This window comes from Nostocoides vanveenii (assembly GCF_039531165.1).
GTDB classification, from domain to species: domain Bacteria; phylum Actinomycetota; class Actinomycetes; order Actinomycetales; family Dermatophilaceae; genus Nostocoides_A; species Nostocoides_A vanveenii.
This window is the reverse complement of sequence record NZ_BAAAPN010000098.1, coordinates 1-24,774: the sequence shown is the minus strand read 5'-3', so window position 1 is coordinate 24,774 and position 24,774 is coordinate 1. Positions and strand designations below refer to the sequence as shown.

Sequence of the window (24,774 nt, the reverse complement as noted above, 5' to 3'; positions counted from 1 at the left end):
GCCCGGTGACAACACCCCCCGGATCATCGACGACAGGGGCAGTAAGTCATGCCGGACTCAGCGACCGAGATCCTCAGGTCGAGGACCCATCACGAAGGTAACGGGTCACCCAGCTCGGTAAACAAGCCGTGGGGGCCGGCGTCGTCCTCGCGTTTGCGTTCACGATGCCCGGTTGCTCGGGCTGCTCATCGAGAAGACCATCGGCTTCCGGATCGCCAAGGACCACGAGGTGGGCGGCATCGACCTCGCTGCGCACGGGGAAACGGCATACGAAGTGCACGCCATGGCTGCCGGCCGGGCCAGCTGGCATGGCCTGCTCGCCAATCTGACCACCCACCGAGAGGACGTCCTGTGAAACTGGTGACCGCCGTGATCAAACCGCATGCACTCGAGGACGTGCGTGCGGCGCTCACCGCGTTGGGCGTCGAAGGGATGACGATCGGCGAGGTCGCCGGGCACGGCCGGCAACGCGGGCACTCGGAGGTCTATCGCGGCGCCGAATATGTCGTCGACTTCGTGCCCAAGGTCCGCGTCGAGGTGCTAGCCGAGGATGACGACAGCGCGGACATCGTTCGGGCCATCGTCAGTGCCGCGCGCAGCGGCCGGATCGGCGACGGCAAGGTCTGGGTCGTGCCGGTCGAGTCGGTTGTCCGCGTCCGCACCGGGGAGACCGGCGAGGCCGCCATCTAGGGTCGCGGAGCAGCGGCATACGATGATTGTGGGCGCTCAGCACGGCCCGGCCGGGTCGTGGGTCCAGCGGCAAGGAGGCAGCAATGCGATTGCGCGACAAGGTGTTCGTCGTGACCGGGGGCGGCAACGGGATCGGTCGTGAGGGTCCTCGCCCTTCTCGCCCGCGGCGCTCGGGTGGCGGCGGTTGACCTGCGCGACGAGGGCCTGGCCGAGACGACGGCACTGGCCGGGACCAATGCCAGCCGGCTCCACGCACGCGCTCGACGTCGCTGACCGTGCCGGCGTGGCCGCCCTGCCGGACGCCGTGATCGCGGCCCACGGGCAGATCGACGGGCTGCTCAACATCGCCGGCATCATCCAGCGTTTCGTGCCGTTCGCCGAGTTGGACTATCTCGACATCGAGAAGGTGATGGACGTCAACTTCTGGGGCGTCGTCAACACCTGCAAGGCCTTTCTGCCCGTGCTCCTGACCCGGCCGGAAGCCGCGATCGTCAACGTCTCCAGCATGGGCGGCTTCGCGCCGGTGCCCGGCCAGACGATCTATGGCGCGAGCAAGGCTGCCGTGAAGTTGTTCACCGAGGGGTTGTATGCCGAGCTGCGCACGACCCCGGTCGCTGTCACCGTCGTCTTCCCCGGCGCCGTGTCGCCGTCACCGAGGCCGAGCCGAGGACCTGGCCGGCCCGCGTGAAGACCACGCCGACCCCCTCGCCGAGGCCGACGCGCGTGTCGAAATCGACCGGGTGCAACAGGGGCAGGGTGCGTTCCACGTCTGCGCTGGTGTAGATCGGCAGTGGCGGCGTGTGCTTGGACCAGCCGCCCGCCGCCGCGTCCCGCGCCTCGCGCTCGGCGAGAAAGCCCGAGTCCCGCAACACGATTGCCGCAAGGGCGGCCGTGCCCGCGGTGCACCAGACGGGCCCGTCGAAACCGTTCTTGACCAGGGCCGGGAGGTAGCCGCAATGGTCCATGTGCGCATGGGTCAGCACGATGTCGGTCAGGGTGTCGGGAGGCACAGGGAAGTCCTCCCAGTTGCGCAGGCGCCACTGCTTCTCGCCCTGAAACAGCCCTGCGTATCAGGATGCGGCGTTCGCCGAGTTGAAGGAGGTATTTCGACCCAGTCACGGTCCGGGCGGCGCCGAGGAAGGCAGGGATTCGGCCGACATGGTGATGCTCCTTCGGCGGGGCCGCGGCGCCCTGCCTTCGTGAAGGCTATGCCCCCACCCGATCGGCGGCAGCAGAAGGTAACCCGGATAGCCTGGCGGCCCGCTTGGTGATCCGTGTCTCCGGTCGTCGCCGGGCCGCGAGCGGAAGCAGAGAGGCTGGCCGATGAGTTCCGCAGGGGATGTCCACGCGATCACGTCACCGCTGGGTGGAACGGTCGTCGCGGTCCTGCGACATGCCGGCGACGTCGTCGCTGCCACGAGCACCGTCCTGGTAGTGGAGTCGATGAAGATGGAGCACCCGGTCGCCGCAGGGGTCGCCGGGACGCTGGTCCAGGTCTCGCCGGCCGTCGGCGACCAGGTCCGCGTTGACGACGTCCTCGCCACGGTGGCTGCGACGGATCACGTGGTGCCCCACACCGACGCTACGACTGACGACACGGACCTCGACCACATCCGACCTGACCTGGCGGCCGTGCTCGGGCGAAAGGCCGTCACCCTTGACGCGTCGCGGCCCGAGGCGGTGACCAAACGGCATACGGGCGGGCATCGAACGGCCCGCGAGAATATCGCCGCGCTCACGGAGCCCAGGAGTTTCGTGGAGTACGGGAGCTTTCCCGTTGCGGCGCAACGAGGCCGTCGCGAACTGGAGGAACTCATTGCGATGACTCCGGCCGACGGCATCGTCACCGGCATCGGGCGCATAGGCGCCCAGGCGCAGCAGCGGTCCGAGTGCCTGGTGCTCGCCTACGACTACACGGTGCTCGCCGGGACGCAGGGCTACTTCAACCACAAGAAGACCGACCGCGCGTTGCGGATCGCGCGCGCCCAGGGCCTGCCCGTCGTCCTGCTGGCCGAGGGCGGCGGCGGCCGGCCGGGTGACGTCGATGCCACGCACATCGTGGCCAGCGGACTGGATGTAGAGACTTTCGCGAGCATGGCCCGCCTGAGCGGACGAGTGCCCACCGTTGCGGTCGTCACCGGCCGGTGCTTCGCCGGCAATGCGGCCCTCGCCGGCGTGTGCGACGTGCTGATCGCCACCCGTGACTCGACCATCGGGATGGCCGGGCCGGCGATGGTCGAGGGCGGCGGCTTGGGCAGGTTTGCGGCCGAGGAGATCGGCCCGATGTCGGTCCAGACACGCAATGGCGTGGTCGATGTCGTGGTGGATGACGACGAGGCGGCGATGGCCGCCGCTCGTGACTACTTGAGCTACTTCCAAGGGGCGCAAGGAGATTGGCGAGCCGGTGACCAGCGCCGCTTGCGGCATCTCGTGCCCGAGAAGCGCAAGACTCCGTATGACGTGCGGGCCGTCGTCCGCGCCCTCGCCGACGAGGACGCCGTCTTCGAGTTGCGTGCCGCCTTCGCCCCCGGAGCGATCACGGCGCTTGTGCGCATTGAGGGCGTGCCCATGGGTCTGATCGCCAACAACCCCGGGCACCTCGGCGGGGCGATCGACTCGGACGCCGCCGACAAGCTGGCCCGCTTCCTGCAACTGTGCGATGCCCACGGACTGCCCATCGTCTCGCTCTGTGACACACCGGGTTTCATGGTCGGACCGGACGCCGAGCGCACCGGATCGGTGCGGCACGTGAGCCGCCTGTTCGTCATTGGGGCCAACCTGCGCGTGCCGGTCGTGACGGTCGTGCTGCGCAAGGCCTACGGCCTTGGCGCCCAGGCGATGGCCGGCGGTGGTTTCCGCGAGACGGCCGCGACCCTCGCCTGGCCGACGGGCGAGGTTGGGGCGATGGGGCTCGAGGGCGCCGTCCGGCTCGGTTATGCCACAGAACTCGCGGCGCTCACCGACGACGATGCGCGTGCGAGGCGTTTCGACGAACTGGTGGAGCGGGCATACGAGCAGGGACGTGCCATCAACGCGGCCATGCTGGGCGAGATCGACGAGGTCATCGATCCGGCGGAGACGCGTGACCGGATCCGGACAGCCCTGGCGGGCAAAGCGATCGACGCGAACCGCGCCTATCGCTTTGTCGACACCTGGTGATTCCAGGCCCTAGCGTTTTCGCATGGGGACGATCGCGCTGATGATTCTCGCGGCCCTGATCATCGGCTATTCCAAGACCGCCCTCGGTGGCCTGGCCGTGGTCAGTGTCGCGATATTTGCCACGATCCTCCCGGCCAAGGAGTCGACCGCCGCCATCCTGACCCTCCTGATCGTCGGGGATGTCGTCGCCTGCTGGCACTATCGCCGCGACGGTGACTGGTCGCTGATCCGCCGCTTGCTGCCCGCCATCGTCATCGGCCTGGCGCTCGGGTCGGCCTTCCTGCGGATCGTGAACGACCACACGCTCAAACTCAGCATCGGGATCGTCATCCTCGTGCTGGTCGCGGTCCAGCTGTGGCTCAAAACCCGCGCGGGTGAGCGAATGAGCACGGCCCACGAGCACCCGGTAGCGGCCTGGAGCGCGGGCACCGGGGTCGGCTTCACGACGATGACGGCCAACGCGGCCGGTGCGGTCATGGCGCTGTATCTCTCGGCGGCGGGGATCGAGAAGCGCCGTTTCGTCGGGACGAACGCGTGGTTCTTCTTGATCGTCAACCTGATCAAGGTGCCTTTCTCGGTCGGGCTCGGCCTGATGCATTGGCGCGACCTCGGCCGGGCCGCTGCCTTGTCCCCGGCGATCCTCATCGGCGCGCTCCTCGGCTACGCGACGATCAAACGGATCAGCCAGGCGCACTTCGACATCGCCGTCCTGCTTACCTCGGCGGTCGCCGCCGCCGGCCTCCTCCTGCGCGCCTAGGCGGCCCACGATCGTGTCGTATGCCTGATTCTCACCGATTCCTTAGAGTCACCTAGCGATCGCGATCGTGGTCGCCAACGCTCGTTACGGCATACGGGGGTGGGTATGATCTCTTCGCGATGTGACCACCGAAAGGGAGGCGACCGTGGAACTCGACCCCGAAGAGATGCAGTCGGTCCTTAAGCGGCTCAAGCGCGCCCAGGGGCAGATCGGCGGGATCATCAAGATGATTGAGGACGGCCGTGAGTGCCGCGACATCGTCACCCAGATGGCTGCCGTCTCCAAGGCGCTGGACCGAGCCGGCTTCGCGGTGATCGCCCTCGGCCTGCGCCAGTGCATCACCGACCCCGCCGGACATGAGATGGATGTCGACGCGATGGAGAAGCTCTTCCTTTCCCTCGCGTGATGGCCGCGGTTCGTCAGAGGTCGGGCGTCTCCAGATAGCCGTCGGCCGAAGCGGCGTGGATGGCCTCGAAGGGAGACCGGACCTCTCTGCCGAGCTCCTGGTACTTCTTGCAGATCCGGTTGAAGTAGGTCACGACCGTGGAGAGTTCGACCTGCGGATCCATCTGGTGGCCGATGGCCTTGCGCGGCACTCCGCTTGCCAACAGGCGCAAGGCCTGCAGTTCACGCGGCGCGAGGCGCGGGACCATCACTTCGTCGTTGGCCAGCACAAACGCCAAGTCACCCGACACCGCGAAATCCCCCGCGTAGGCCGTTCGGATCACCTCGACCATCCGCTCGACCGGGTCGGCCTTGAGGATCACGCCCCGCGCACCTGCCGCCACGGCAGATCTGATCGGAACCGGGCGAATCTCGGACGTCAGCACGATCGGCCTGATCCCTAGTGCCGCGGCCCACGCGATGCCTTCCGCGGGATCGCTGTCATCGGAAAGGTGTAGGTCGTAAAGCACGATGTCGGGCGGTGCGGCGAGGCTGACGACCAAGGCATTGAGTTGAGCGCGTGAGGACGCCGAGCCGAGCCAATCGATGCCGGCGGCCTGCTGTGTGAGCGCCGCGGCGATACCCATCAAGATGAGCGGATGGTCGTCGATCGCGACCAAACTTATGGGCTTTGTCGACATCGGACTCCCTGGCTCGGGCCACAGCAGTTGTGGTCTAGGCCAATCCAATGTGGGCGCAAGCGACACGACCAGTCCTTCCTTTTGGGGTCAGGGGTTGCACGGAAGCCGTTGCTCCCCGGGTGCGCCGAGGACGGTGAGAATCAGCAGTTCGTCGTCATTGCGCAGGCTGACGAGTTCCTCGAGGTGCGCTGTGCGCAGGGCCGCCAGTTGGCCCTTGGCGGCCGAGGCGCTGGGCAGGATGAGCACGATCCGGGCGGGCTGGGGATCGTCGTCGAAGCTCGCGTGCCACGTCGCGCGGACCAGGCTGCCGTCCGGCACTGTTGGCAGCGTGGTCATCAAGACCTTGCGCAGATCGACCACTTGAGCGTCCGGCATGCGGGAGGCAATCGCGAGTTCGACGCCAACTCCGCGGCGCCGGGTCTGATCCAGAAGGGCGGCCAACGGGCCGTCCACAACGCGACGGGCGACGAGCAGGTCACGCACGGCGGCTTCGAGACGAACCGCGGCCGACCTTTCCTCGCGGGTCAAGGGAGCCCGGACGATCACCCGGAGCATGGGGATGACGGCGGCCCCGAGGGCCTCGCGGCGCTCCTCGGCAGCCATGGCGCGGGCTTCCAGCGCCAACTCCGCGCGACGCGCCTCGAAGGTGGCCCTGGCCAGCCTGGCGATCCGGTTGCGGGCGCGGCCGAGACCGCGGCGCAGGACGGCACCCAGGACGGCATACATGAGCAGTTGGGTAGCCGAGTCGGAGATCGCCGAGATGCTTGGCTGCCGTCCGCTCGCCAACACGACGAGCGCGATCACCGGCGGGACCAGTAGGGCCGTCACGAGTGCGACCCGCCCGCTGAAGCGGAACGCGAGCACGGCGATCACACCGTCCAGGGCGCCGACGAACCACCACTGCCAGTCCGGCCGCATCGGGTCGCCGACGGTCGTCGCGAGCGCGCCGACGATGACCAGTGCCCCCACGCAAATGCCCCATTGAACCCAGCGCGTATGCGGCGCTCGCCAGGTGACGAACAGCAGGCCGAGAATGGCCGCCGTGCCGGCGATCACCGCCACCACAACGCTCGTCCGGCCGTAGTGCGCAGCGCCGATGACGCCATGACATATCGTGGCGGCTGCGGCGAAGAGCACCACGAGGCCGAATTCCGAACGATCCATCCGGGCGGGAGGCAGTGTGGGTGCCGCGCTGGCACGCGGGACCGAGATGACCACCCGAGTTCCCTGTCCGGGGACCGAGGTGATGTGCGCGTGGCCTCCCACGCCCTCGATGCGGGCCCGGATACTCGTGTCCATACCGGTGGATCGTCCGGTGTCCTCGGTGATGTCGAAGCCCCTCCCTGGGTCGCTGATACTGACCCGAGCCAGGCGCGGGGTAAAGCGGGCGTGGACGACGGCAAGCCGTTGACCCGAGTGACGCGCCACATTCCGCAAGGCCTCGAGCGTGGCATCCGTGATCGCTTCGCCCGCGTTGTCGTTGGTCCACGCCCCGTGGGTGCGTGTCTGAACGCGCAACCCGAGACGCTCGCCGGCCGCCGCGATGATCGCGGCCCAGGTGTCTTGCGGGCGATCCTGGGGATCCCGGTGCGCGGGTTCCAAATCCGCAATGGCGCTCGCCGCCAGCACCGCAGCGGTCCCGTCGTCCGGTCCGCGGGCGGCCAGCAACAAGGCCGCGAGCACGCGGTCGTGGACGATGGCGTCCATCCGAATGCGCTCGCTCTCGCGCATCCGTTCCGCGGCCGCGACCTCATGGAACTGCCACAGGTCGGTCGTCGCCGCGCTGATCGATCTGGCCGACCGCCGCAACGCCTCGATCGCCGTGATCGCGGCGAGGCAGGTGAGCAGGAAGAGCGCGGCTTCGGCCACCGACTGAACCGTTGACATTCTTTGATGCACCCGCGAAATCGCCACCCCGGCAGCTGCCAGGACCGCAAGCGCGAGATAGGGCCGGACCGGCAGGCTCACCGCCCCAGCGACCACGCCGACGATCATGATGTGCCAAACCGGGGGGTACTCGACACTGGGGCGCAATGGACCGAGCAGCCAGGGCTGGATGAGCAAGATGACGAGCGCCAGCAGGCTCAGCACCCGGACCGGCCGGCGATCTAGCGGACGACGCATGGTCCCCTCGATCAGCCAACCGGTGGCGAGGGCGAAGACGAACAGCGCTGCGGCGTTCGGAGCGAGGGCGTACTGTGCGTCCAGGGTCAGCAGGTCGATCAGGCCGACGACACACGCGACCAGCGCCGCCGCAGCGGCACCACGCAGCATCGAGATGCTCAAATCGTCCAGCGCTCGGCCCATATGGTCAGAGTGGCCGGGTAGGCACCTGCCGTCCTAGGTGTGCAGCCGTCTTGTCAAAGTAGTGTCAAGAGTGGGCACATCGCTCAGTCCGCGCAGCAGGTCGTTCAGGTGCGTGCAGGTCGACGGGCCGAAGAATTCGAGGGAGACCCACTGGCGCAGAGCGGTGAGTGGATGGCCGATGGCCCTGCTGCCACTTGCCGCTCCAGCCGGACATTCTCGGTGCGGCAGAACGTGCGGCGTGATGCCGAGCGCGCTGACCACCCGGCCGTCGCGGCTGGTCATCCGCGCCGAGTACTCGTGCAGAATGCGCACCTCACCATGCACATCGACAAAGGTGTCGCGGAAGGCGACTTCGGCGTGCAGGGTGGATGGGCCGCTGTCGTCGCGCCGGACATCGAGTCGGCGGGCCCGCCGCATGCCCCCGATCGGCAGCGGCCGGGTCGTATGACTGCCCACCGGATCGTCCGCATAGAGGTCAGGCGCCGGTGGGGTCCAGTCGGGCGCCGGCGGTATGCCAGTGCGCTCCAGTCGCCGTGCGGCGTCCGAGTCGCGAGCCCAGCCGATGCACACATCGAGGCGGCGGGCGACCGGAGACCTCGTCGCCCGTTCCGCACCGGCAGCCGGGTCGGGAGCGATGCGCCGCGTGAAGCCGCTGATCACGACCCCACCCGCGACGTCGTCGAGCAAGAGGTGCAGGGGCGACCCGGCGTCATACTCTTCCGGAAGGACCCGGTAGACGCCCGTCCGGAAGCCCGCGGCAACGCTGCGGCCAACCAGTGCGGAGGCGCGATCGGCATACGGATGCAGGCTGGCCTTGGCGACGCGCCGGTCAGGACCGATGTGCAGGCTCAGCAGGCCGGATGCGACAACCGCGGCCGACCCGTCCCGCCGCGTGACCAGGTCGCGGGCCCGGCCGGACATGACCAGCGCGCCGTCATCGCCCGGGAGGAGGTCCAGACTGGTCGTGCGTCGGATCGAGCCGAGTCGGCGCGCCGGTGCCCGCTCGGTCGGCCCGGCCAGTTGGATCACGGCGCGCCCCCAAGACCCCTCAGCCGACCCGGACCCGGGCGTTACGGAACATCCGTAGCCAGGGGCTCTCCTGCGCCGGCGGGCCGTCGGTCCACGACAGCTGAATATTGCGCTGGACGCGCTCGGGGTGAGGCATCATCGCGGTGAAGCGGCCGTCCAGGGTGGTCACCGCGGTCAGGCCGCCCGGGGAGCCGTTGGGGTTGCCGGGGTAGGTGCCCGCGACGGCGCCGGTGGCGTCGACGAAGCGGAGGGAACGGCATACGGCACTCTCGTCGCCCCGGGCGGCAAAGTCGGCGAAACCTTCGCCATGGGCAACGGCGATCGGCAGGCGGGAGCCGGCCATACCGGTGAAGAAGACCGACGGGGAGTCGAGGACCTCGACGAGGGAGAGTCGTGCTTCGTACTGCTCGGAGCGGTTGCGGGTGAAGCGCGGCCAGGCGTCGGCGCCGGGGATGAGATCGGCGACGGCGGCGAACATCTGGCAGCCATTGCAGATGCCCAGGCCGAAGGTGTCGGGCCGGTGGAAAAAGTCGTGGAAGGCGTCGGTCAGCTCGGGGTGGAAGAGCACCGAGCGGGCCCAGCCCTCACCGGCGCCGAGCGTGTCTCCATAGGAGAAGCCGCCGCAGGCGACCAGGGCGGTGAAGTCGCGCAAGTTCGCCCGCCCGGTCATCAGGTCGGTCATGTGCACGTCGTAGGCGTCGAAGCCCGCCCTGTCGAAGGCGAACGCCGTCTCGACGTGGCTGTTGACGCCCTGCTCACGCAGGATGGCGACCTTGGGCCGGGCGCCGAGATTGAGATAGGGCGCGGCGATGTCGTCGGACGGGTCGAAGGTGGGCGCGACGATGAGCCGGGTGGCTGGGTCGCCGAGCCGGGCGAGGCTCGCGTGCTCCTCGTCGGCCCACTCGGGGTTGTCGCGCAGTGCGCTGATCCGCCACGACACCTCGTCCCAGGCGAGTGCCAGGTCCGCGAGCGGCTCGTCGATGAGGGGCTGGCCCGCTGCGGTGACACGGACGCGAGCGTCGGCTCTCGTGTCGGGAGCGAGGTCTGTCGTGGCCCCGCCGAGGAGGTGGGTCAGATCGCCGAGACCGTGGTCGGTGAGCACGGCCAAGGCTGCGCGCACCCCCTCGGGCCGTATGCCGAGCAGCACCCCGAGTTCTTCGGCAAACAGCGCGCGCGTGGTCGCCGCCCGGTCATCGGGCACCGTGAGGGACGCGAGGTCGATGTTCGCCCCAGTGCCGCCGGCGAATGCCATCTCGCACAGGGCGGCCCACAGTCCGCCGTCGGATCGGTCGTGGTAGGCGACCAGAAGGCCCTTGTCCCGCAACGCATTGACCGCGTCGATGAGTGCGACCAGACGCGCTGGGTCGTCGAGATCGGGGACGTCGGCACCGAAAGCACCCTGGGTCTGGGCGAGGATCGACCCACCGATCCGGTTGCGACCGGCGCCGAGGTCGACAAGAAGGAGGGCGCTGTGTGCCGGCAGGGCTGGAGTCAGGGTGCCGCGGACGTCGTCCAGGGTCGCGAAGGCCGTCACCACGAGCGAGACCGGAGACGTGACCTGACGGCTCTCCCCGCTCGCAGGGTCGGTCCACTTGGTCCGCATCGACAATGAGTCCTTGCCGACGGGCACGCCGATCCCTAGCGCGGGGCACAACTCCATGGCCACTGCCTGCACCGTGTCGTAGAGCGCCGCGTCCTCCCCTGGCTCGCCGCACGCGGCCATCCAGTTGCAGGAGAGCTTGATTCGCGTCCGTTCGATGGGGGCGGCGAGCAGATTGGTCAGGGCCTCGCCGACCGCCATCCGCCCGGAGGCCGGCGCGTCGAGCGCGGCCAGCGGCATCCGTTCCCCGCTGGCCATCGCCTCGCCGGCGAAGCCGGCGTGGTCGGCCAGGGTGACCGCGACATCGGCCACCGGCACCTGCCAGGGACCGGCCATCTGGTCGCGATGCGTCAGGCCGCCGACCGTCCGGTCGGCGATGGTGATCAGGAAGCGCTTGCTCGCGACGCTGGGGTGGCGAAGGACAGCGTAGGCCGCGTCCCGGATGTCCACTCCGCTGGCATCGAAGTCGTCCCCGACTCGGGCGATGCGGGTGACGTCGCGGGTCATCCGCGGCGGCTTGCCGAGCAGCACCTCCATCGGCATGTCGACCGCGAACTCCTCGCCGGGCTCGCCCTCCACGTCATAGCTGAGTTGCAGATTCCCGTGCGAACGGGCAACTCCCACAACGCCATAGGGGCAACGCTCGCGCTCGGCGAGCCGCTGGAAGCGCGGGAAGTCCGCGGGGGCGATGGCCAGGACGTAGCGCTCCTGGCTCTCGTTGGACCACAACTCCTTGGGCGAGAGGCCACTCTCGGCGGCCGGCACGGAGTTGAGGTCGAAGCGTGCGCCGAGCCCGGCGCCGTCGACCAATTCGGGGAAGGCATTGGACAGCCCGCCCGCGCCGACGTCATGGATCGCCAAGATCGGGTTGGCGGCGCCGAGCGACCAGCAATGGTTGATGACCTCCTGGGCGCGCCGCTCCATCTCGGGATTGCCACGTTGGACGGAGTCGAAGTCGAGGTGCTCGGCATTCGCGCCGGCGGCCATCGAGGAAGCCGCCCCGCCGCCCATCCCGATCCTCATCCCGGGCCCGCCGAGTTGCACCAGGAGGGTCCCGTCGGGGAAGGCAACCTTCTCGGTCTGGTCGGCGTCGATGGATCCGAGGCCACCGGCGCTCATGATCGGCTTGTGATAGCCGCGGTGCACGCCGTCGACGGTTTGCTCGAAGACGCGGAAGAAGCCGCCGAGTCCCGGCCGCCCGAACTCGTTGTTGAAGGCAGCTGCACCCAGCGGCGCCTCGATCATGATGTCCAGCGGGGTGGCGATGTGACCAGGTGCGGCGAATGCCTCGCTCTCCCAAGCCTCTTCGGCTCCAGGGACGCGCAGGTCGGAGACGGCGAAACCGGTCAGCCCGGCCTTGGGCTGGGACCCGCGGCCCGTTGCCCCCTCGTCGCGGATCTCGCCGCCCGCGCCGGTGGCGGCACCGGGGAAGGGCGAGATGGCGGTCGGATGGTTGTGCGTCTCAACCTTCATCAGCACGTGAACCTCCCCGTCGCGCCCTGCATACCGGCTCGGGGCGTCCGGCACGCCCTCGGGCAGCCAGCGCGAGCGCACCGACCCGGCCATGATCGAGGCATTGTCCTTGTAGGCCACGATCGTCCCGGCGCCGGCGACCTCCTCCGTGTGCCGGATCATCCCGAAGAGCGATCGCGGCTGCGCCTGTCCGTCGATGACAAAGTCGGCATTGAAGATCTTGTGCCGGCAGTGCTCGGAGTTGGCCTGGGCGAACATGGTCAACTCAACATCGGTTGGGTTGCGCCCGAGTCCGGTGAAGGCCGTGACGAGATAGTCGATCTCGTCGTCAGACAAGGCGAGCCCGTATGCCGCGTCCGCCGCCACTAGCGCCTCCCGCCCGGCGCCGAGGACGTCGACGTACTCCATCGGTTGGGCCGAGCGAGCCGCGAAAAGCGCTGCGGCAGCGTCCAACCCGGGCAAGGCGCTCTCGGTCATCCGGTCGTGCAAAAGTACAGCACAGGCGGCCCACTCCTGCTCGGTCAGCTGCCGCCCGGTCAGGACGTACTCGGTGACCCGCTCGACGCGGTGGATCGCGATGCCGCAGTTGCGCGCGATATCGGTGGCCTTGCTCGACCACGGAGAGATGGTCCCGAGGCGGGGGGTGACGACGACGAGAGTTCCCTCGTCGGCGCGGGGGCCGGCATACGGAGGACCATAGGTGAGCAGGCGGCCGACGCGATCGCGCTCGGCGCCCGTCAGCGCCGCTTCGGTGGCGACCACGTGCACATGCCGAGCCGCGAGGCCGCTGACGCCTGGCGCGACGGCTTGCACGCGCGCGAGCAGGCCGCGGGCCCGGAAATCGGAGAGCGCGCTGCCGCCCTCGAAGATCGTCAGGGCTTTGTCGCGGAGCCCGGCTGCTGACATTGATTCGCTTCTCTCCGTGGGGAACTCAGGCCTCGATGACGACTGGGATGATCATCGGCCGGCGACGGATCTTGCGGCCGACCCAACTGCCGACCGAGCGACGGATCACCTGCTGCAGTGCATAGATGTCACGTGTCCCCGAGCTTGTGGCCTCGTCGAGCACTCGCTCGAGTTGCGGGCGGATGTCCTCGAAGATCTCTGCGTCCTCGACAAAGCCGCGCGCGGTGATCTCGGGGCCGCCGATGACCTTGCCGGTGTCGGAGTCGATGACGACGATGATCGAGATGAAGCCCTCGTCGCGCAGGATGCGGCGATCCTTCAGCAGGGCGTCGTCCGCGGCCCCGACCGAGGAGCCGTCGACATAGACATAGCCGCACGGCACGGCGCCGGCAATCTTGATCCTGCCCTTGTAAAGATCGACGGCGATGCCGTCCTCCACGACAGCCACGTGGTCGCGGCCCACACCGGTGGCGATGGCGAGTTCGCCATTGGCCACCAGGTGGCGCCACTCGCCGTGCACCGGCATGACATTGCGCGGCTGGACAAGGTTGTAGACATAGAGCAACTCACCCGCGGCGGCGTGCCCGGAGACGTGGACGCGGGCATTGCCCTTGTGAATCACATTGGCGCCCAAGCGCATCAGGCCGTTGATCACCCGATAGACCGCGTTCTCGTTGCCCGGGATCAGGGACGAGGCGAGCAGCACAGTGTCGCCTGGGCCGACGTCGATCTGGTGCTCGCGATTGGCCATCCGCGACAAGGCTGCCATCGGCTCGCCCTGCGACCCGGTGCAGATGAGCACGACTTGACGGTCGGCGAGCTGGTCGAGTTTCTTGACGTCGACGACCACGCCCTCGGGGATGTGGAGGTAGCCGAGGTCGGCGGCGATCCCCATATTCCGGACCATGGACCGGCCCATGAAGGCGACCTTGCGGCCGGCCTTCTCCGCGGCGTTGAGCACCTGCTGGACGCGATGGACGTGCGAGGAGAAGCAGGCGACGATGATCCGCCGCTCGGCGTGCCGGAAGACCTTGTCGATCGCGGAGGAGATCTCCCGCTCCGGGGTGACGAATCCGGGAACCTCGGCGTTCGTGGAGTCAGTGAGGAAGAGGTCGACGCCCTCCTCGCCCAACCGCGCGAAGGCTCGCAGGTCGGTCAGCCGGCCGTCCAGCGGCAGCTGGTCCATCTTGAAATCGCCCGTATGCAGCAAGGTCCCCCCGGGCGTGCGCATCGCGACCGCGAGGGCGTCGGGGATGGAGTGATTGACCGCGACGAACTCGCAGTCGAAGACCCCGAGTTGCTCGCGCTGGCCGGCGCTGACGGTGAGCGAATAGGGCGTGATCCGATGTTCCTTGAGCTTGGCCTCGATCAGCGCAAGGGTCAGCTGACTCCCGATCAGGGGGATGTCGGGCTTCAGGCGCAGCAGATAGGGCACCCCGCCGATGTGGTCCTCGTGGCCATGGGTCAGCACGATCGCCTGGACGTCATCGAGCCGGTCGGCGATGGACTCGAAGTCCGGAAGGATCAGGTCGATGCCCGGGTGACTGTCGTCGGGGAAAAGCACACCGCAGTCGATGACGAGCAGTTGGCCGGCGTGCTCGACGACCGTCATATTGCGGCCGATCTCGCCGAGGCCGCCGAGCGGGGTCACCCGGACACCCCCCGGACGCAGCGGCGCGGGCAGGCCGAGCTCGGGATGCGGGTGGATCACGACAGGTCGGTCAGGGCGAGGGCGGCGCGCAGGATCTCTAGGTGTTCCGGCGGGGACTCGACATAGGGCAGGCGGACCGTGGCGTGCTCGATGATCCCGAGCTCCGTCAAAGCGGCCTTGGCCATGATCGCACCCTGGCTGGTCGTCATGAGCGCATCGACGATGGGCAGCAGGTCGAGATGGATGCGGCGGGCGGTCGCGAGGTCACCGGCGTCAACCGCGGCGACCATGTCGGCATACCGGCGACCGGCGATATGGCCGACGACGCTGACGATGCCGGTAGCGCCCTGGGCGAGGTAAGGCAAGTTGACCTCGTCCGCGCCGGAGAACCACAGCAGGTCGGTGGCGGCCATGACGTGAGTGGCCGCCCACAGGTCGCCCTTGGCGTCCTTGACGCCGCGAATGTTCGGGTGTTCGGCCAAGGCGATCAGGGTCTCGGTGGCGAACGGTATGCCCGTGCGACCGGGAATGTCGTAGAGCAGCACCGGCAGGTCGGTCGCGTCGGCGACGGCCCGGCAGTGCGCGAGGACGCCGGCCTGGGTGGGCTTGTTGTAGTACGGGGTGACGAGGAGCAGCGCATCGGCGCCCGCGTCCCGGGCGAGCTTGGCCATCTCAACGGCGTGCCGGGTGTCATTGCTACCGACGCCGGCGACGACCTGTGCCTTCTCCCCTGCGGCCTCGATGACCCACTCGACCATCTCCATCGACTCGGCCGAGGTCAAGGTGGCCGACTCACCGGTCGTGCCGTTGACGACGATCCCGTCGTGCCCGGTCGCGAGCAGGTGTTCGACGACCGCTTTGGTGCCGACCGGGTCCAACTCACCATCGGGCGTCATCGGGGACACCATCGCGGTCAGGACCCGGCCGAAGGGGGAAGTCGTCATAGCTCCAGGGTAGGCGCTTCGCCGGCGGCACCCGGCGAAGGCGGCACGATGCGGACCGGCCGGTGCCCACGAGTGGGCGAACGGCATACGGTGATTGCCATGACCGACGTGATCGTGACCGACAACCCCGATGCCAAGCGCTTCGAGGCCCACGCCGACGGTGTGCTCGCCGGCTTCGCCGACTACATCCGCACCGACGAGCTGATGGTGTTCACCCACACCGAGGTCGACCCGGCGTTCGAGGGCAAGGGGGTCGGCTCCGCGCTGGCGCGGTTTGCCCTCGACGCCGTGCGGGCTGAGGGCACGCACAAGGTGATGCCGCAGTGCCCGTTCATCAAGGCGTGGATCGCCAAGCACCCCGACGACATTCCCCTCGTCTATGGGTGAACCGCCCGGCGACGCGGCCGGGGTGAGCCACGGCATACGCTGATCGGTATGCCGCACAACGAGTTCGGACAGCCGATCGGACCCGCGGTGCCCGGGTGGACGCCGCGGCCGGCGATCGAGCCGGTGACGCTGACCGGGCGGCACGTCCGGCTGGAACCGCTGACGCAGGCGCACGCCGGTCTGCTCTATGCGCCGATGGTCACCGAGAGCGACCCGCGCATCTGGACCTACTATCCCCACCCACCCCGGATGACCTGGCCCGAGTTCGGGGCGTATGTCGCCGGCCTCCTGCACCTGCCCGCCGCCGTGCCTCTCGCCGTCCGCGGACCGGACGGCGCGGGGCTTGGGGTCGCCTGCTACCTACGGATCGATCCGGCCAATGGGTCGGCCGAGGTCGGTGGCATCGTCTATGCATCGGCGCTGCAGCGCACGACGGCCGCGACCGAGGCGATGGTGCTGATGATGCAGCACGTCTTCGACGACCTGGGTTATCGGCGCTACGAGTGGAAGTGCGACAGCCTGAACGAGCCGTCACGCGCCGCGGCCGCGCGGCTCGGGTTCACCTACGAGGGCCGCTTCCGGCAGGCGGCGGTCTACAAGGAGCGCAACCGGGACACCGACTGGTTCTCGATCACCGACGCCGAATGGCCGGCGCTGCGATCGGCCTATGCCGCGTGGCTGGACCGCGCGAACTTCGATGACGCCGGGCGCCAGGTGCGGACCCTGGAGCAGATCCGCGCGGCGACGGGACGCTGACGATTCCCTCGTCTAGCCAAATCTAAGTTCCGGCGCAGAATCGCTCAGACAGCGATAGGGGCCTTGATGCTCGGGTGCGCCTGATAGCCGATCAGCTCTATGTCGCCGAGGTCGTAGGCGTCGATGGATGCGCGCTGCGTCAGGCGTAGCGTCGGCAGCGGATAGGGCTCACGGGTCAACTGCTCGCGGGCCTGATCGAGGTGGTTGAGATAGAGGTGGGCGTCCCCGAGGGTGTGGACGAAGTCGCCCACGTCCAGGCCGGTCTGCTGCGCGACGAGGTGCGTGAGCAGGGCATACGAGGCGATGTTGAACGGCACACCGAGGAAGATGTCGGCCGAGCGCTGGTAGAGCTGGCACGAGAGCCGGCCCTCGGCGACGTGGAACTGGAAGAGCGCGTGGCATGGTGGCAACGCCATCTGATCGACGTCCGCGACATTCCACGCCGAGACGATGTGCCGCCGGCTGTTGGGGTTGCGCCGGATGGCTTCGATCACCGCGGCGATCTGGTCGACATGGCGCCCATCCGGCGTGGGCCAGGAGCGCCACTGATAGCCGTAGACCGGCCCGAGATTGCCGTCGGCATCGGCCCATTCGTCCCAGATGGTGATCCCGCGCTCGTGCAGCCAGCCGATAGTGGTGTCGCCGCGTAGGAACCACAGCAACTCGCCGAAGATCGAGCGCAGGTGCAACCGCTTGGTGGTCACCACCGGGAAGCCGGCGCTTAAGTCGAAGCGCATCTGATGCCCGAAAAGCCCCAGCGTGCCCGTGCCGGTTCGGTCCGACCGCTCGACGCCGTCGTCCAGCACGCGCTGGATCAGATCGAGGTATGCCTGCATGCCCCGGAGCGTAGTCGGGTTAATCGCGAGCGCGCCCACCGTGCGGCGGGGCCGCGCCCGTCGCCAATCCACCATTTGTCACGGCTAGGATCGGGACAATGCCATGACCATCCCGCCAGCGCCCGAGGAGCACCGCCATGCAGCATCTGCCCAACCTCGGCCCGATCGGCGAACTCGACGTTGTCGAGTGGATCGGGGCACGCCGGCCGAGTCCCTGGCCGCCCTGCGCGGCCGGGTGATCGCGATTGAGGCCTTCTAGATGCTCTGCCCCGGGTGCGTTCTGACGGCATCTCCCAGGCCATCCGCTTGCGTCAGACCTTTGGCGAGGACGTGGTGGTGCTCGGGCTGCATACCGTCTTCGAGCATCACGAGGCGATGCAGCCGGTGTCCTTACGCGCCTACCTCCACGAGTTCCAGGTGCCCTTCCCCGTGGCCGTCGACCGGCCGCGGGGCAACGGCATACCGGCGACGATGAGCCGGCTCGACCTGCGGGGCACCGCGACGCTGCTGCTCGTGGACAAGCGAGGTGGCTTGCGCGCCAATCACTTCGGTGCGATCGACGACCTGCCGCTGGGCGCGGCCGTCGAGCGGCTGCTGCACGAACCCGACTGATGCGATCCCCGGCCCGAAGCAGGCGTCAGATGGCGAAGATCCCGTAGCCGAAGCCGTCCAGCGCGATCGCGCCATCGCGCACCTCGGCGCCCGCGCCCCAGACGAACTGCGCGGCCTGCGCCTCCGGAGCCGACAGCAGCGTCGGCTCCCGGCGCGGATTGACAACGACGAGATGGGTCTCGCCGCGGGCATACGCCAAGGGGTAGCCGGGGTGCACGACTCGCGTGGGTGCGTGGCCCTGGAGCGCGGGCGTGGCCCGCCGCAACGCGAGCAGCGAGCGCACGAGGCTCAGCGTCGACCCGGCGACGCCATCCTGCGCGGCGACGGTGGGCCGGTCGGTGGCCGGGTCCACGGGCAGATAGAGCGCATCGGCCGGGGCGCTCGAGAACCCCGCGTTGGGGCCGTCGTCCCATTGCATCGGGGTGCGACACCCGGCCCGGTTGTAGCCCGGATTGCACACGGCCCCTTCGACATTCGGCATTCCTGGCAGGTAGCGCATGCCGATCTCGTCGCCGTAATAGAGGCTCGGGATCGTCCCGAACGTGAAGAGGAAGGTGAACGCGGCGCCGAGTTGCTCGGGCGTGCGGTCGCCGCAGCGCAACCGGCTGAAGTCGTGGTCGGCGCTTGCGAGCACGACGCGCCGCGCGGGATCGTCGGTATGCCAGCGTGCCCACGCCTGAAGGAAAGTCGCCGTCGAGCCCGCCCCGGCTGCGCCGAAGAAGGGCTCGCCGGGCGTCTTCCAGGGCAGCGTCCCGGCGGCGTGGTTGTCGAACAGACTCGCGTGGGCGCCGAAAATCACCAGCGCGAAGTCGGCCGAGAAGGCGAAGGGCGCGCCGGTCCGGGGCTCGTCGCCCTCGGGAAGCAGCACGGCCTCCGGGTAGGCGACATCGAGCCATTCGCGGATCTCCCGCCAGATCTCGACGGAGGCGCGCTGGCCGTCGACCAGGCCTTCGTCCTTGACCAGCGAGAAAGCCATATCGACCCGGAAACCGGCCACCCCGCGACTGAGCCAGAAATCGATGATTTCCCGCAGTGCCGCGCGATTGCGTTGCGGCCCAGGGGAATCCACGCCATCACGCCAGGGCTGCTCAGGGTCGGTCCGCACCCAGCCGAAGTTCAGCGCCGGCTGCGAATCGTAGAAGTTCTTCAGGTACCACCCCGGGCGCGGGCCGGGCGAAGGCACCCAGGCCGGGATGCCCGGCAGGTCGATTCCCCAGCCCACGCTCGGCTCGTCGGTCCGCCAGATGTAGCGATCGCCCAGCGGGTTGGGGCCGGCCGCCGCGCGTTCCTCCTGGAACCACGCGTGGTCGGTGGACGTATGCCCGACCACCAGGTCGAGGATGACCCGGATCCCCCGCTCGCGCGCGTTGGCGACGAGTTCGACCAGGTCGGCATTGCTGCCATACCGCGGCGCGATGCTCACGTAGTCCGCGACGTCGTAGCCGGCATCGCGAAAGGGCGAGGCGAAGCACGGATTGAACCAGATCGCGTCGACCCCGAGCGAGGCGATGTAGTCGAGCCGGTCGATCACGCCGCGCAGGTCGCCGATCCCGTCGCCATTGCTGTCCGCGAAGGACTGGGGATAGATCTCGTAGATGACCGCGTCGGTCAGCCAGTCGGTGCCCATCGTCCCACCCTGCCACCTTTCGAGGCAGTCGGGGAATGCCGCAGCTTCTTCGGTTTGAACGCTCAATGCAATGACATTGTTCGGGTATCCTTGATGCGGCGCGCTCCCAGCCACCGATTCTTCATTCTTGGCCTTGGCTGTCAGGCCGGATAGAGCGTCACGGCCGTGGCCTTGACGCTCAGGTGCACGACCTTGCCCGGATGCAGGTCGAGGTCGCTGACGGCGGCCGCCGTGACATCGGCAAGCAGCGTCGCCCCGTGATCGTCGTATGCCCGCACGCGCACCTGGGCATCGCGCGGCTCGAGTTCCGCGATGGTCGCCGCGACGATATTGCGCGGGCTCCCGCCCGGAGGTGCGGCATGGACGGCCACCGCGCTCGGGCTGTAGACGGCAACGACGAGATCCCCTTGGGACAGTGGCGAATTCGGGATGCCCTCGATCTCACGGCCGCGGTCATTGCGCAGGTGCGTGGCCGAGGTGGCCCGGCCCTCGACCAGGTTCAGCCCCGCCAGGTGCGCCGTGAACGCCGTCCGGGGCCGGGCGACGACCTCGGCCGTCGGCCCCGATTCGACGATGCGTCCGTGCTCCATGACGACGATCCGGGAGGCCAGGAGAACCGCGTCGAGCAGGTCGTGGGTGACGATCAGTGCGGTGCGTCCGCGCAGCACTCTCCGAAGCACCCGCCGAAGCATCGGGGCCGCCCCCACGTCGAGGGCGGCCATCGGTTCGTCGAGGAGGAGGAGTTGCGGCTCGGCTGCGAGCGCCCGGGCGATGGCGACGCGTTGCGCCTGACCGCCGGAGAGGTGCGCCGGTCGCCGCTCGGCGAGCTCCCCAGCGTCCACTTCGGCCAGCCACTCCCGCGCCCTGGCACGCGCCGCACTCGCCCGCTCGCCGGCCGCCCGGCGCCCGAAGGCGACATTGTCGAGCACGCTCAGGTGCGAGAAGAGCAGCGCGTCCTGTGCGAGGAGCGCGACGCCCCGCGCGTGGGGCGGAAGCCAACGGCGTTGGGGTGCATCGGCATACAGGGTCCGTTCGCCGAGGTCGGCGCGACCACCGTCGGTATGCACGGTGCCGGCGAGCGCCCCGAGAAGAGTGGACTTGCCGGCGCCATTTGGGCCGAGGATCGCGACGCACTCCCCTGCCGCGACAGCCAGTTCGACGTCGAGACACCGGGCATCGACCCGCGCGCTCATGGTCAGCGCGCTCATTCCGCCCGCCGCCCCTGGGCCAGGCCAACCACGAGCACGGCGATAACCACGAGGACCAGCGACAGGGCCACGGCGGCATCCGGGTCGGACTCACGCTGGAGATAGATCTCCAGGGGTAGGGTCCGCGTTACGCCTTGCAAGCTGCCGGCGAAGGTCAGTGTCGCCCCGAACTCGCCCAGTGCCCGCGCGAAGGACAAGACCGCGCCGGAGAGCAGCCCCGGCAGCACCAGCGGCAGCGTGACCTTGCGAAAGACGAAGGTCGGATGACCGCCGAGCGTCGCCGCGACGACCTCGTACCGCTGTCCGACCGAGCGCAACGTGCCCTCGAGCGAGACGACGAGGAAGGGCAGGGCGACGAAGGCCTGCGCGAGCACCACGGCGGTGGTCGTGAACGCGACGTGGATGCCCAGCACCTGAAAGGTGTGCCCGAGCAGCCCCCGCCGCCCGAAGGTGTAGAGGAGCGCGATCCCGCCGACGACCGGGGGCAGCACGAGCGGCAGCAACAACAACGAGCGCAGCACGCGCTGCCCGGGGAAGGTGGTGCGCGCGAGGACGAGCGCCATCGGGACGCCGAGGAGCAGGCATACGGCGGTGGCCGCAGTTGAGGTTTTGAGGCTGAGCGCGAGCGCGGCCAGCGACGACTCCGAGGTGATCAGCGACCAGAAGCTGCCCCAGCGCACTGTGGCGCCGATCGCCACGAGCGGGAGCAGCACGAAGGCCGCTCCCACGGCCGCCGGCAACAATAGCCACCGCGGCAGCGAGCCGTATGCCAGCGGGCGTCGCATCGGTCGGTCGGTCACGGTCGGAGCCTAGGCGGCCGGCGTCAGGGCTTGGCGAAGCCCGCGTCCGCGAGCACCTTCTGACCGTCGGCGCCCGTGACGAGGGCGATGAAATCCGTTGCGAGAGTGCCATTCTTGGCGGCTGCAAGCGCGCCGATGGGGTATTTGTTGACCGCTGCGGACGACTCGGGGAAGGTCACACCCTCGACCTTGCCGGCCGCGCCCTGGACGTCGGTGACATAGACCAGGCCGGCGTCGGCCTGGCCCGTGGTGACCTTGCCGAGCACGTCGGTGACGGACTGCTCTTCGCTGACCGGCGTGAGGGTCAGCCCGGCCGCGGCTTCGACCTTGTCTGCGGCCGATCCGCACGGGACTGCCGGGGCGCACACGACCAGCTTGACCGCGGGATTGGTCAGGTCTTTCAGGCCGGTGATCTTGGCCGGGTTGCCCGGTGGCACGGCGATCTCCAAGGTGTTGGAGGCGAAGAGCACCGGCGTGCCGGCGATGAGCTTCTCAGCGGTGACCTTGTCCATATTCTTGGTGTCTGCCGAGGCGAAGACGTCCGCGGGTGCACCCTGCTGGATTTGGGTGGCCAGATCCGAGGAGCCGGCGAAGTTGAAGGTGACCTTCACCCCCGGGTGGGCCGCCTCGAACTGTGTCCCGAGCGCAGTGAAGGTGTTCTTCAGCGAGGCGGCGGCGAAAACGGTCAGGGTGCCCCCGCCAGACGCCGAGGTCGTTGCGCTCGTGGGGGTGCTGTCGGACGACGACGAGCAGGCGGTCGCGGCGAGCAGGGTCAGGGCAGCACAGACGACGAGGCGGCGGTTCACGAGGCTCCTTGAGGCGTTTCGATGATGACGGTGGTGGACTTCACGACGGCGACGGCGACGACCCCGGGTTCGAGCTTGAGCTCCCGGGCGGCCTCGCTGGACATCAGCGAGACGACGCGGAAGGGGCCGCACTGCAGCTCCACCTGGGCCATGACGGTGTCCATGACGACCTTGGTCACCAAGCCGACGAAGCGGTTGCGGGCCGATCGCTCCACGGGCGAGGGATCGGCCATCGACGGCGAGGCGTGCGCCTGGGCAAAGGCGGCCAGCGCCGCGCCGTCGACGACCAGCCGGTTGCTGGCATCGGTCTCGGCACTGAGCTGACCGCCCTCGATCCACCGGCGCACGGTGTCGTCGCTTACCCCGAGGAAAGCGGCGGCATCACGAATCCGGATCTGCGGCATGACAGAGATTATAGCTCCGCATCTGCGCCTTCTCCGGCGCGGGTTTGTCGCTGAACGCACCCCGTCTAGGCTCGTCCGGACCCGTTCACCAGATCGCCGATCGGAGTTGGTCATGAGCCCCGAGTCCCTCGATGACGTCCGCACCCGCGCCCACGTCGAGAAGGCCGTCTTCGCGTTGCGGCCGGACTATCGCGCCTTGGTGATCGCGGTAGCCGGCCTGATGCCCGGACCCGGCGACGCCGCGAGCGAGGCGGCGCTGCGCGCGGCGGAGGGCACGGCATACGGTCTGGTGGCGGGGACGCCGGTCGAGGATGTGCCGCAGGTCGCGTCCTGGCGGGAGGCCTACCGGGCGTTCGGCGCGAAGCCGCAGCGCACCCGCAACAGCCTCGAGGCGCTGCTGCGGCGAGCGGCGGACGGATTGCCGCGCGTCAACCGCCTCACCGACTGCTACAACGCGGTGTCCGTCAAGCATCGGATCCCGATCGGTGGCGAGGATCTGAGCCGGTATGTCGGCGCGCCCCGCCTCATCCGCGCCACCGGCGAGGAGTCCTTCGACACGGTCGCGCAGGGCGCGACCACCGTCGAGCACCCCGAGCCGGGTGAGGTCGTCTGGGCCGACGACGCGGGCGTGACCTGCCGGCGCTGGAACTGGCGCCAGGCCCGGCGCACCGCGCTGACTGAGGAAACCACCGAAGCGCTGTTCATCCTCGACGCGCTCGACCCGGTCACCGATGATGACCTGCACGCGGCCGGAGAGGAGTTGCTGGTCCTGCTGCGCGGCCGTGGGCCGCAGTTGGCCGTCGCCCGGCGACTGCTCCGCGCGGCCGACGAACCTGAGGCAGCATTGCCCGTATGACTGCGCCCACCCCCCTGACCGGCACCTCCACCTTCCGGCTGATGCCGACCGACGACTTCGCGTCCGGCCCGTCGAGCGCGACGATCAGCGGCGTGGGCGGGGCGCTCGTGCTCGCCTACACCTGGGTGCACCCGGCCGACGGGGACCAGCACGGTCACTTGCTGGTGGGCGCGCCCAGCACCGACTCGGACGCCGTCACCGCGGCGTGGTCCGACAGCTGGCACCAGCAGCCGGACCTGCTGATCCTGACCGGCACCCGCGCCGCCGACGGCGCGCAACTGGCGGCGACCTATATGGGCGACTGGGGCTGGCAGATCGACCTCGACGACCTGACGGGCGAGGCACCGATGATGACGATGCGCAATGTCATCCCGGAGTCCGCCCTTGCCGACGCCCCGGCGGACATGCCCAAACAAGCCGGCCCGTATGCCGTGATGGTCGCCCACTGGGCCCCGGCGCCCGCCTGACAGCGCGTTCCTCGCGCGGTTTGGCCACGGTGTTCGTGGGAGCCGAGGGCAGTTGGAGCCGCTTGGGGACTGCTGCACGAATTGGTGACATGTTGGGCCTGGCCGCCTGTGGGGCGGCTGGGGCCATGGTGGCCTCGTACTCGATGGGCCTCAACCGGTCGAGGCGCTCTTGCCTGCGGCGGCGGTGGTAGGTGCGTTCGATCCAGGTCATTGCAGCGATGCGCAGGTCCTGTCGGGTGACCCACCGGCGACGGTCAGCACGTTCTTCTGCACGAGAGCGAAGAACGACTCCATCGCGGCATTGTCTGCGCTTTAACCGGCTAATCGCAGCGGATTTCTTTCCGGTTCGGCCCTTTTCGTTGTTTGCCTCACATGGCGGTCGGGTGTGTCGCGGTGTCGTCGATCAGGGCGGTG

At 68.9% G+C, this 24,774-nt stretch carries 25 protein-coding genes and 1 pseudogene; 12 read left to right on the top strand and 14 right to left on the bottom strand.

Annotated elements, in window-relative coordinates; all coding sequences use genetic code 11:
* Positions 1–172 precede the first annotated feature (172 nt).
* The 4 genes from ABD209_RS16630 to ABD209_RS16615 all read left to right on the top strand — a co-directional run bounded on the left by ABD209_RS16630 (position 173) and on the right by ABD209_RS16615 (position 1,378).
* The gene (locus tag ABD209_RS16630) at positions 173–355 is read left to right on the top strand and encodes a hypothetical protein (RefSeq protein WP_344068285.1); all 183 of its coding nucleotides are present in this window, start codon (positions 173–175) and stop codon (positions 353–355) included.
* Positions 352–690 (top strand): P-II family nitrogen regulator, encoded by a 339-nt coding sequence (locus ABD209_RS16625; protein ID WP_344068283.1) that lies wholly within the window; start codon positions 352–354, stop codon positions 688–690. Before ABD209_RS16630 ends, ABD209_RS16625 begins: the two co-directional genes overlap by 4 nt.
* Positions 691–828: 138 nt before the next feature.
* On the top strand, positions 829–963 hold the full coding sequence (locus ABD209_RS16620) for a hypothetical protein (RefSeq protein ID WP_344068280.1): 135 nt from the start codon (positions 829–831) through the stop codon (positions 961–963).
* A 10-nt stretch (positions 964–973) separates the two neighbouring features.
* The gene (locus tag ABD209_RS16615) at positions 974–1,378 is read left to right on the top strand and encodes an SDR family NAD(P)-dependent oxidoreductase (RefSeq protein WP_344068277.1); all 405 of its coding nucleotides are present in this window, start codon (positions 974–976) and stop codon (positions 1,376–1,378) included.
* Here ABD209_RS16615 and ABD209_RS16610 read toward each other — a convergent pair.
* Positions 1,308–1,700, bottom strand: coding sequence for an MBL fold metallo-hydrolase (locus ABD209_RS16610; protein WP_344068275.1), 393 nt, complete (start codon positions 1,698–1,700; stop codon positions 1,308–1,310). The two genes, ABD209_RS16615 and ABD209_RS16610, sit on opposite strands and share 71 nt — an antisense overlap.
* Positions 1,701–2,013: 313 nt before the next feature.
* On the opposite strand from ABD209_RS16610, the gene ABD209_RS16605 reads away from it, so the two are divergent.
* The 3 genes from ABD209_RS16605 (at position 2,014) to ABD209_RS16595 (ending at position 5,012) form a co-directional block, all read left to right on the top strand.
* Positions 2,014–3,849: a carboxyl transferase domain-containing protein gene (locus tag ABD209_RS16605; RefSeq protein WP_344068272.1), complete on the top strand. Its 1,836-nt coding sequence runs from the start codon at positions 2,014–2,016 to the stop codon at positions 3,847–3,849.
* 22 nt (positions 3,850–3,871) lie between these two features.
* Entirely contained in the window at positions 3,872–4,606 is a 735-nt protein-coding gene (locus ABD209_RS16600) for a sulfite exporter TauE/SafE family protein (RefSeq protein WP_344068269.1), read from the top strand.
* A 145-nt stretch (positions 4,607–4,751) separates the two neighbouring features.
* On the top strand, positions 4,752–5,012 hold the full coding sequence (locus ABD209_RS16595) for a metal-sensitive transcriptional regulator (protein WP_324385426.1): 261 nt from the start codon (positions 4,752–4,754) through the stop codon (positions 5,010–5,012).
* Positions 5,013–5,025: 13 nt separating this feature from the next.
* Here ABD209_RS16595 and ABD209_RS16590 read toward each other — a convergent pair whose 3' ends face one another.
* From ABD209_RS16590 to dapA, 6 genes are all read right to left on the bottom strand, one after another.
* Positions 5,026–5,691: a response regulator transcription factor gene (locus ABD209_RS16590; RefSeq protein WP_324385425.1), complete on the bottom strand. Its 666-nt coding sequence runs from the start codon at positions 5,689–5,691 to the stop codon at positions 5,026–5,028.
* 87 nt (positions 5,692–5,778) lie between these two features.
* Positions 5,779–7,998 (bottom strand): sensor histidine kinase, encoded by a 2,220-nt coding sequence (locus ABD209_RS16585; RefSeq protein WP_344068265.1) that lies wholly within the window; start codon positions 7,996–7,998, stop codon positions 5,779–5,781.
* 33 nt (positions 7,999–8,031) lie between these two features.
* The gene (locus ABD209_RS16580) at positions 8,032–9,027 is read right to left on the bottom strand and encodes a DUF2889 domain-containing protein (protein WP_344068262.1); all 996 of its coding nucleotides are present in this window, start codon (positions 9,025–9,027) and stop codon (positions 8,032–8,034) included.
* A gap of 19 nt (positions 9,028–9,046) precedes the next feature.
* On the bottom strand, positions 9,047–13,006 hold the full coding sequence (gene purL / locus ABD209_RS16575; protein ID WP_344068259.1) for a phosphoribosylformylglycinamidine synthase: 3,960 nt from the start codon (positions 13,004–13,006) through the stop codon (positions 9,047–9,049).
* Between the two features lie 25 nt (positions 13,007–13,031).
* Positions 13,032–14,717 carry a ribonuclease J gene (locus ABD209_RS16570; RefSeq protein ID WP_344068256.1) on the bottom strand — a complete coding sequence of 562 codons (1,686 nt, stop codon included), beginning with the start codon at positions 14,715–14,717 and terminating at the stop codon, positions 13,032–13,034.
* Entirely contained in the window at positions 14,714–15,601 is an 888-nt protein-coding gene (gene dapA / locus ABD209_RS16565) for a 4-hydroxy-tetrahydrodipicolinate synthase (protein ID WP_344068253.1), read from the bottom strand. Before dapA ends, ABD209_RS16570 begins: the two co-directional genes overlap by 4 nt.
* A gap of 99 nt (positions 15,602–15,700) precedes the next feature.
* Between dapA and ABD209_RS16560 the strand changes: the two genes are divergently transcribed.
* Positions 15,701–15,988 carry a GNAT family N-acetyltransferase gene (locus ABD209_RS16560; RefSeq protein ID WP_344068250.1) on the top strand — a complete coding sequence of 96 codons (288 nt, stop codon included), beginning with the start codon at positions 15,701–15,703 and terminating at the stop codon, positions 15,986–15,988.
* A 48-nt stretch (positions 15,989–16,036) separates the two neighbouring features.
* On the top strand, positions 16,037–16,744 hold the full coding sequence (locus tag ABD209_RS16555) for a GNAT family N-acetyltransferase (RefSeq protein ID WP_344068247.1): 708 nt from the start codon (positions 16,037–16,039) through the stop codon (positions 16,742–16,744).
* Between the two features lie 44 nt (positions 16,745–16,788).
* Here ABD209_RS16555 and ABD209_RS16550 read toward each other — a convergent pair whose 3' ends face one another.
* Entirely contained in the window at positions 16,789–17,580 is a 792-nt protein-coding gene (locus tag ABD209_RS16550) for a thymidylate synthase (protein ID WP_344068244.1), read from the bottom strand.
* A gap of 273 nt (positions 17,581–17,853) precedes the next feature.
* Here ABD209_RS16550 and ABD209_RS16545 point away from each other — a divergent pair, with 273 nt between their 5' ends.
* Positions 17,854–18,192, top strand: coding sequence for a thioredoxin domain-containing protein (locus tag ABD209_RS16545; protein WP_344068241.1), 339 nt, complete (start codon positions 17,854–17,856; stop codon positions 18,190–18,192).
* 25 nt (positions 18,193–18,217) lie between these two features.
* Here the strand turns inward: ABD209_RS16545 and ABD209_RS16540 are convergent, their stop codons facing one another.
* From ABD209_RS16540 to ABD209_RS16520, 5 genes are all read right to left on the bottom strand, one after another.
* Entirely contained in the window at positions 18,218–19,819 is a 1,602-nt protein-coding gene (locus ABD209_RS16540; RefSeq protein WP_344068238.1) for an alpha-amylase family glycosyl hydrolase, read from the bottom strand.
* Positions 19,820–19,959: 140 nt separating this feature from the next.
* A complete protein-coding gene (locus ABD209_RS16535) occupies positions 19,960–21,027 on the bottom strand; it encodes a sulfate/molybdate ABC transporter ATP-binding protein (RefSeq protein ID WP_344068235.1) in 1,068 nt (355 codons plus the stop codon).
* A complete protein-coding gene (locus tag ABD209_RS16530; RefSeq protein WP_344068287.1) occupies positions 21,024–21,812 on the bottom strand; it encodes an ABC transporter permease in 789 nt (262 codons plus the stop codon). Before ABD209_RS16530 ends, ABD209_RS16535 begins: the two co-directional genes overlap by 4 nt.
* Before the next feature lie 38 nt (positions 21,813–21,850).
* On the bottom strand, positions 21,851–22,633 hold the full coding sequence (gene modA, locus ABD209_RS16525) for a molybdate ABC transporter substrate-binding protein (RefSeq protein ID WP_344068232.1): 783 nt from the start codon (positions 22,631–22,633) through the stop codon (positions 21,851–21,853).
* Positions 22,630–23,037, bottom strand: a complete 408-nt coding sequence (locus ABD209_RS16520; protein WP_344068229.1) for a TOBE domain-containing protein — start codon at positions 23,035–23,037, stop codon at positions 22,630–22,632. The genes modA and ABD209_RS16520 overlap by 4 nt, the downstream gene beginning before the upstream one ends.
* A 112-nt stretch (positions 23,038–23,149) precedes the next feature.
* On the opposite strand from ABD209_RS16520, the gene ABD209_RS16515 reads away from it, so the two are divergent.
* A complete protein-coding gene (locus ABD209_RS16515; RefSeq protein ID WP_344068226.1) occupies positions 23,150–23,893 on the top strand; it encodes a B3/B4 domain-containing protein in 744 nt (247 codons plus the stop codon).
* Positions 23,890–24,360 (top strand): hypothetical protein, encoded by a 471-nt coding sequence (locus ABD209_RS16510; protein ID WP_344068222.1) that lies wholly within the window; start codon positions 23,890–23,892, stop codon positions 24,358–24,360. Before ABD209_RS16515 ends, ABD209_RS16510 begins: the two co-directional genes overlap by 4 nt.
* 133 nt (positions 24,361–24,493) lie before the next feature.
* On the opposite strand, the pseudogene ABD209_RS16505 reads toward ABD209_RS16510, so the two are convergent.
* Positions 24,494–24,669 (bottom strand): annotated as a pseudogene (locus ABD209_RS16505) (IS3 family transposase); the annotation flags it as partial.
* Positions 24,670–24,774: the final 105 nt, after the last annotated feature.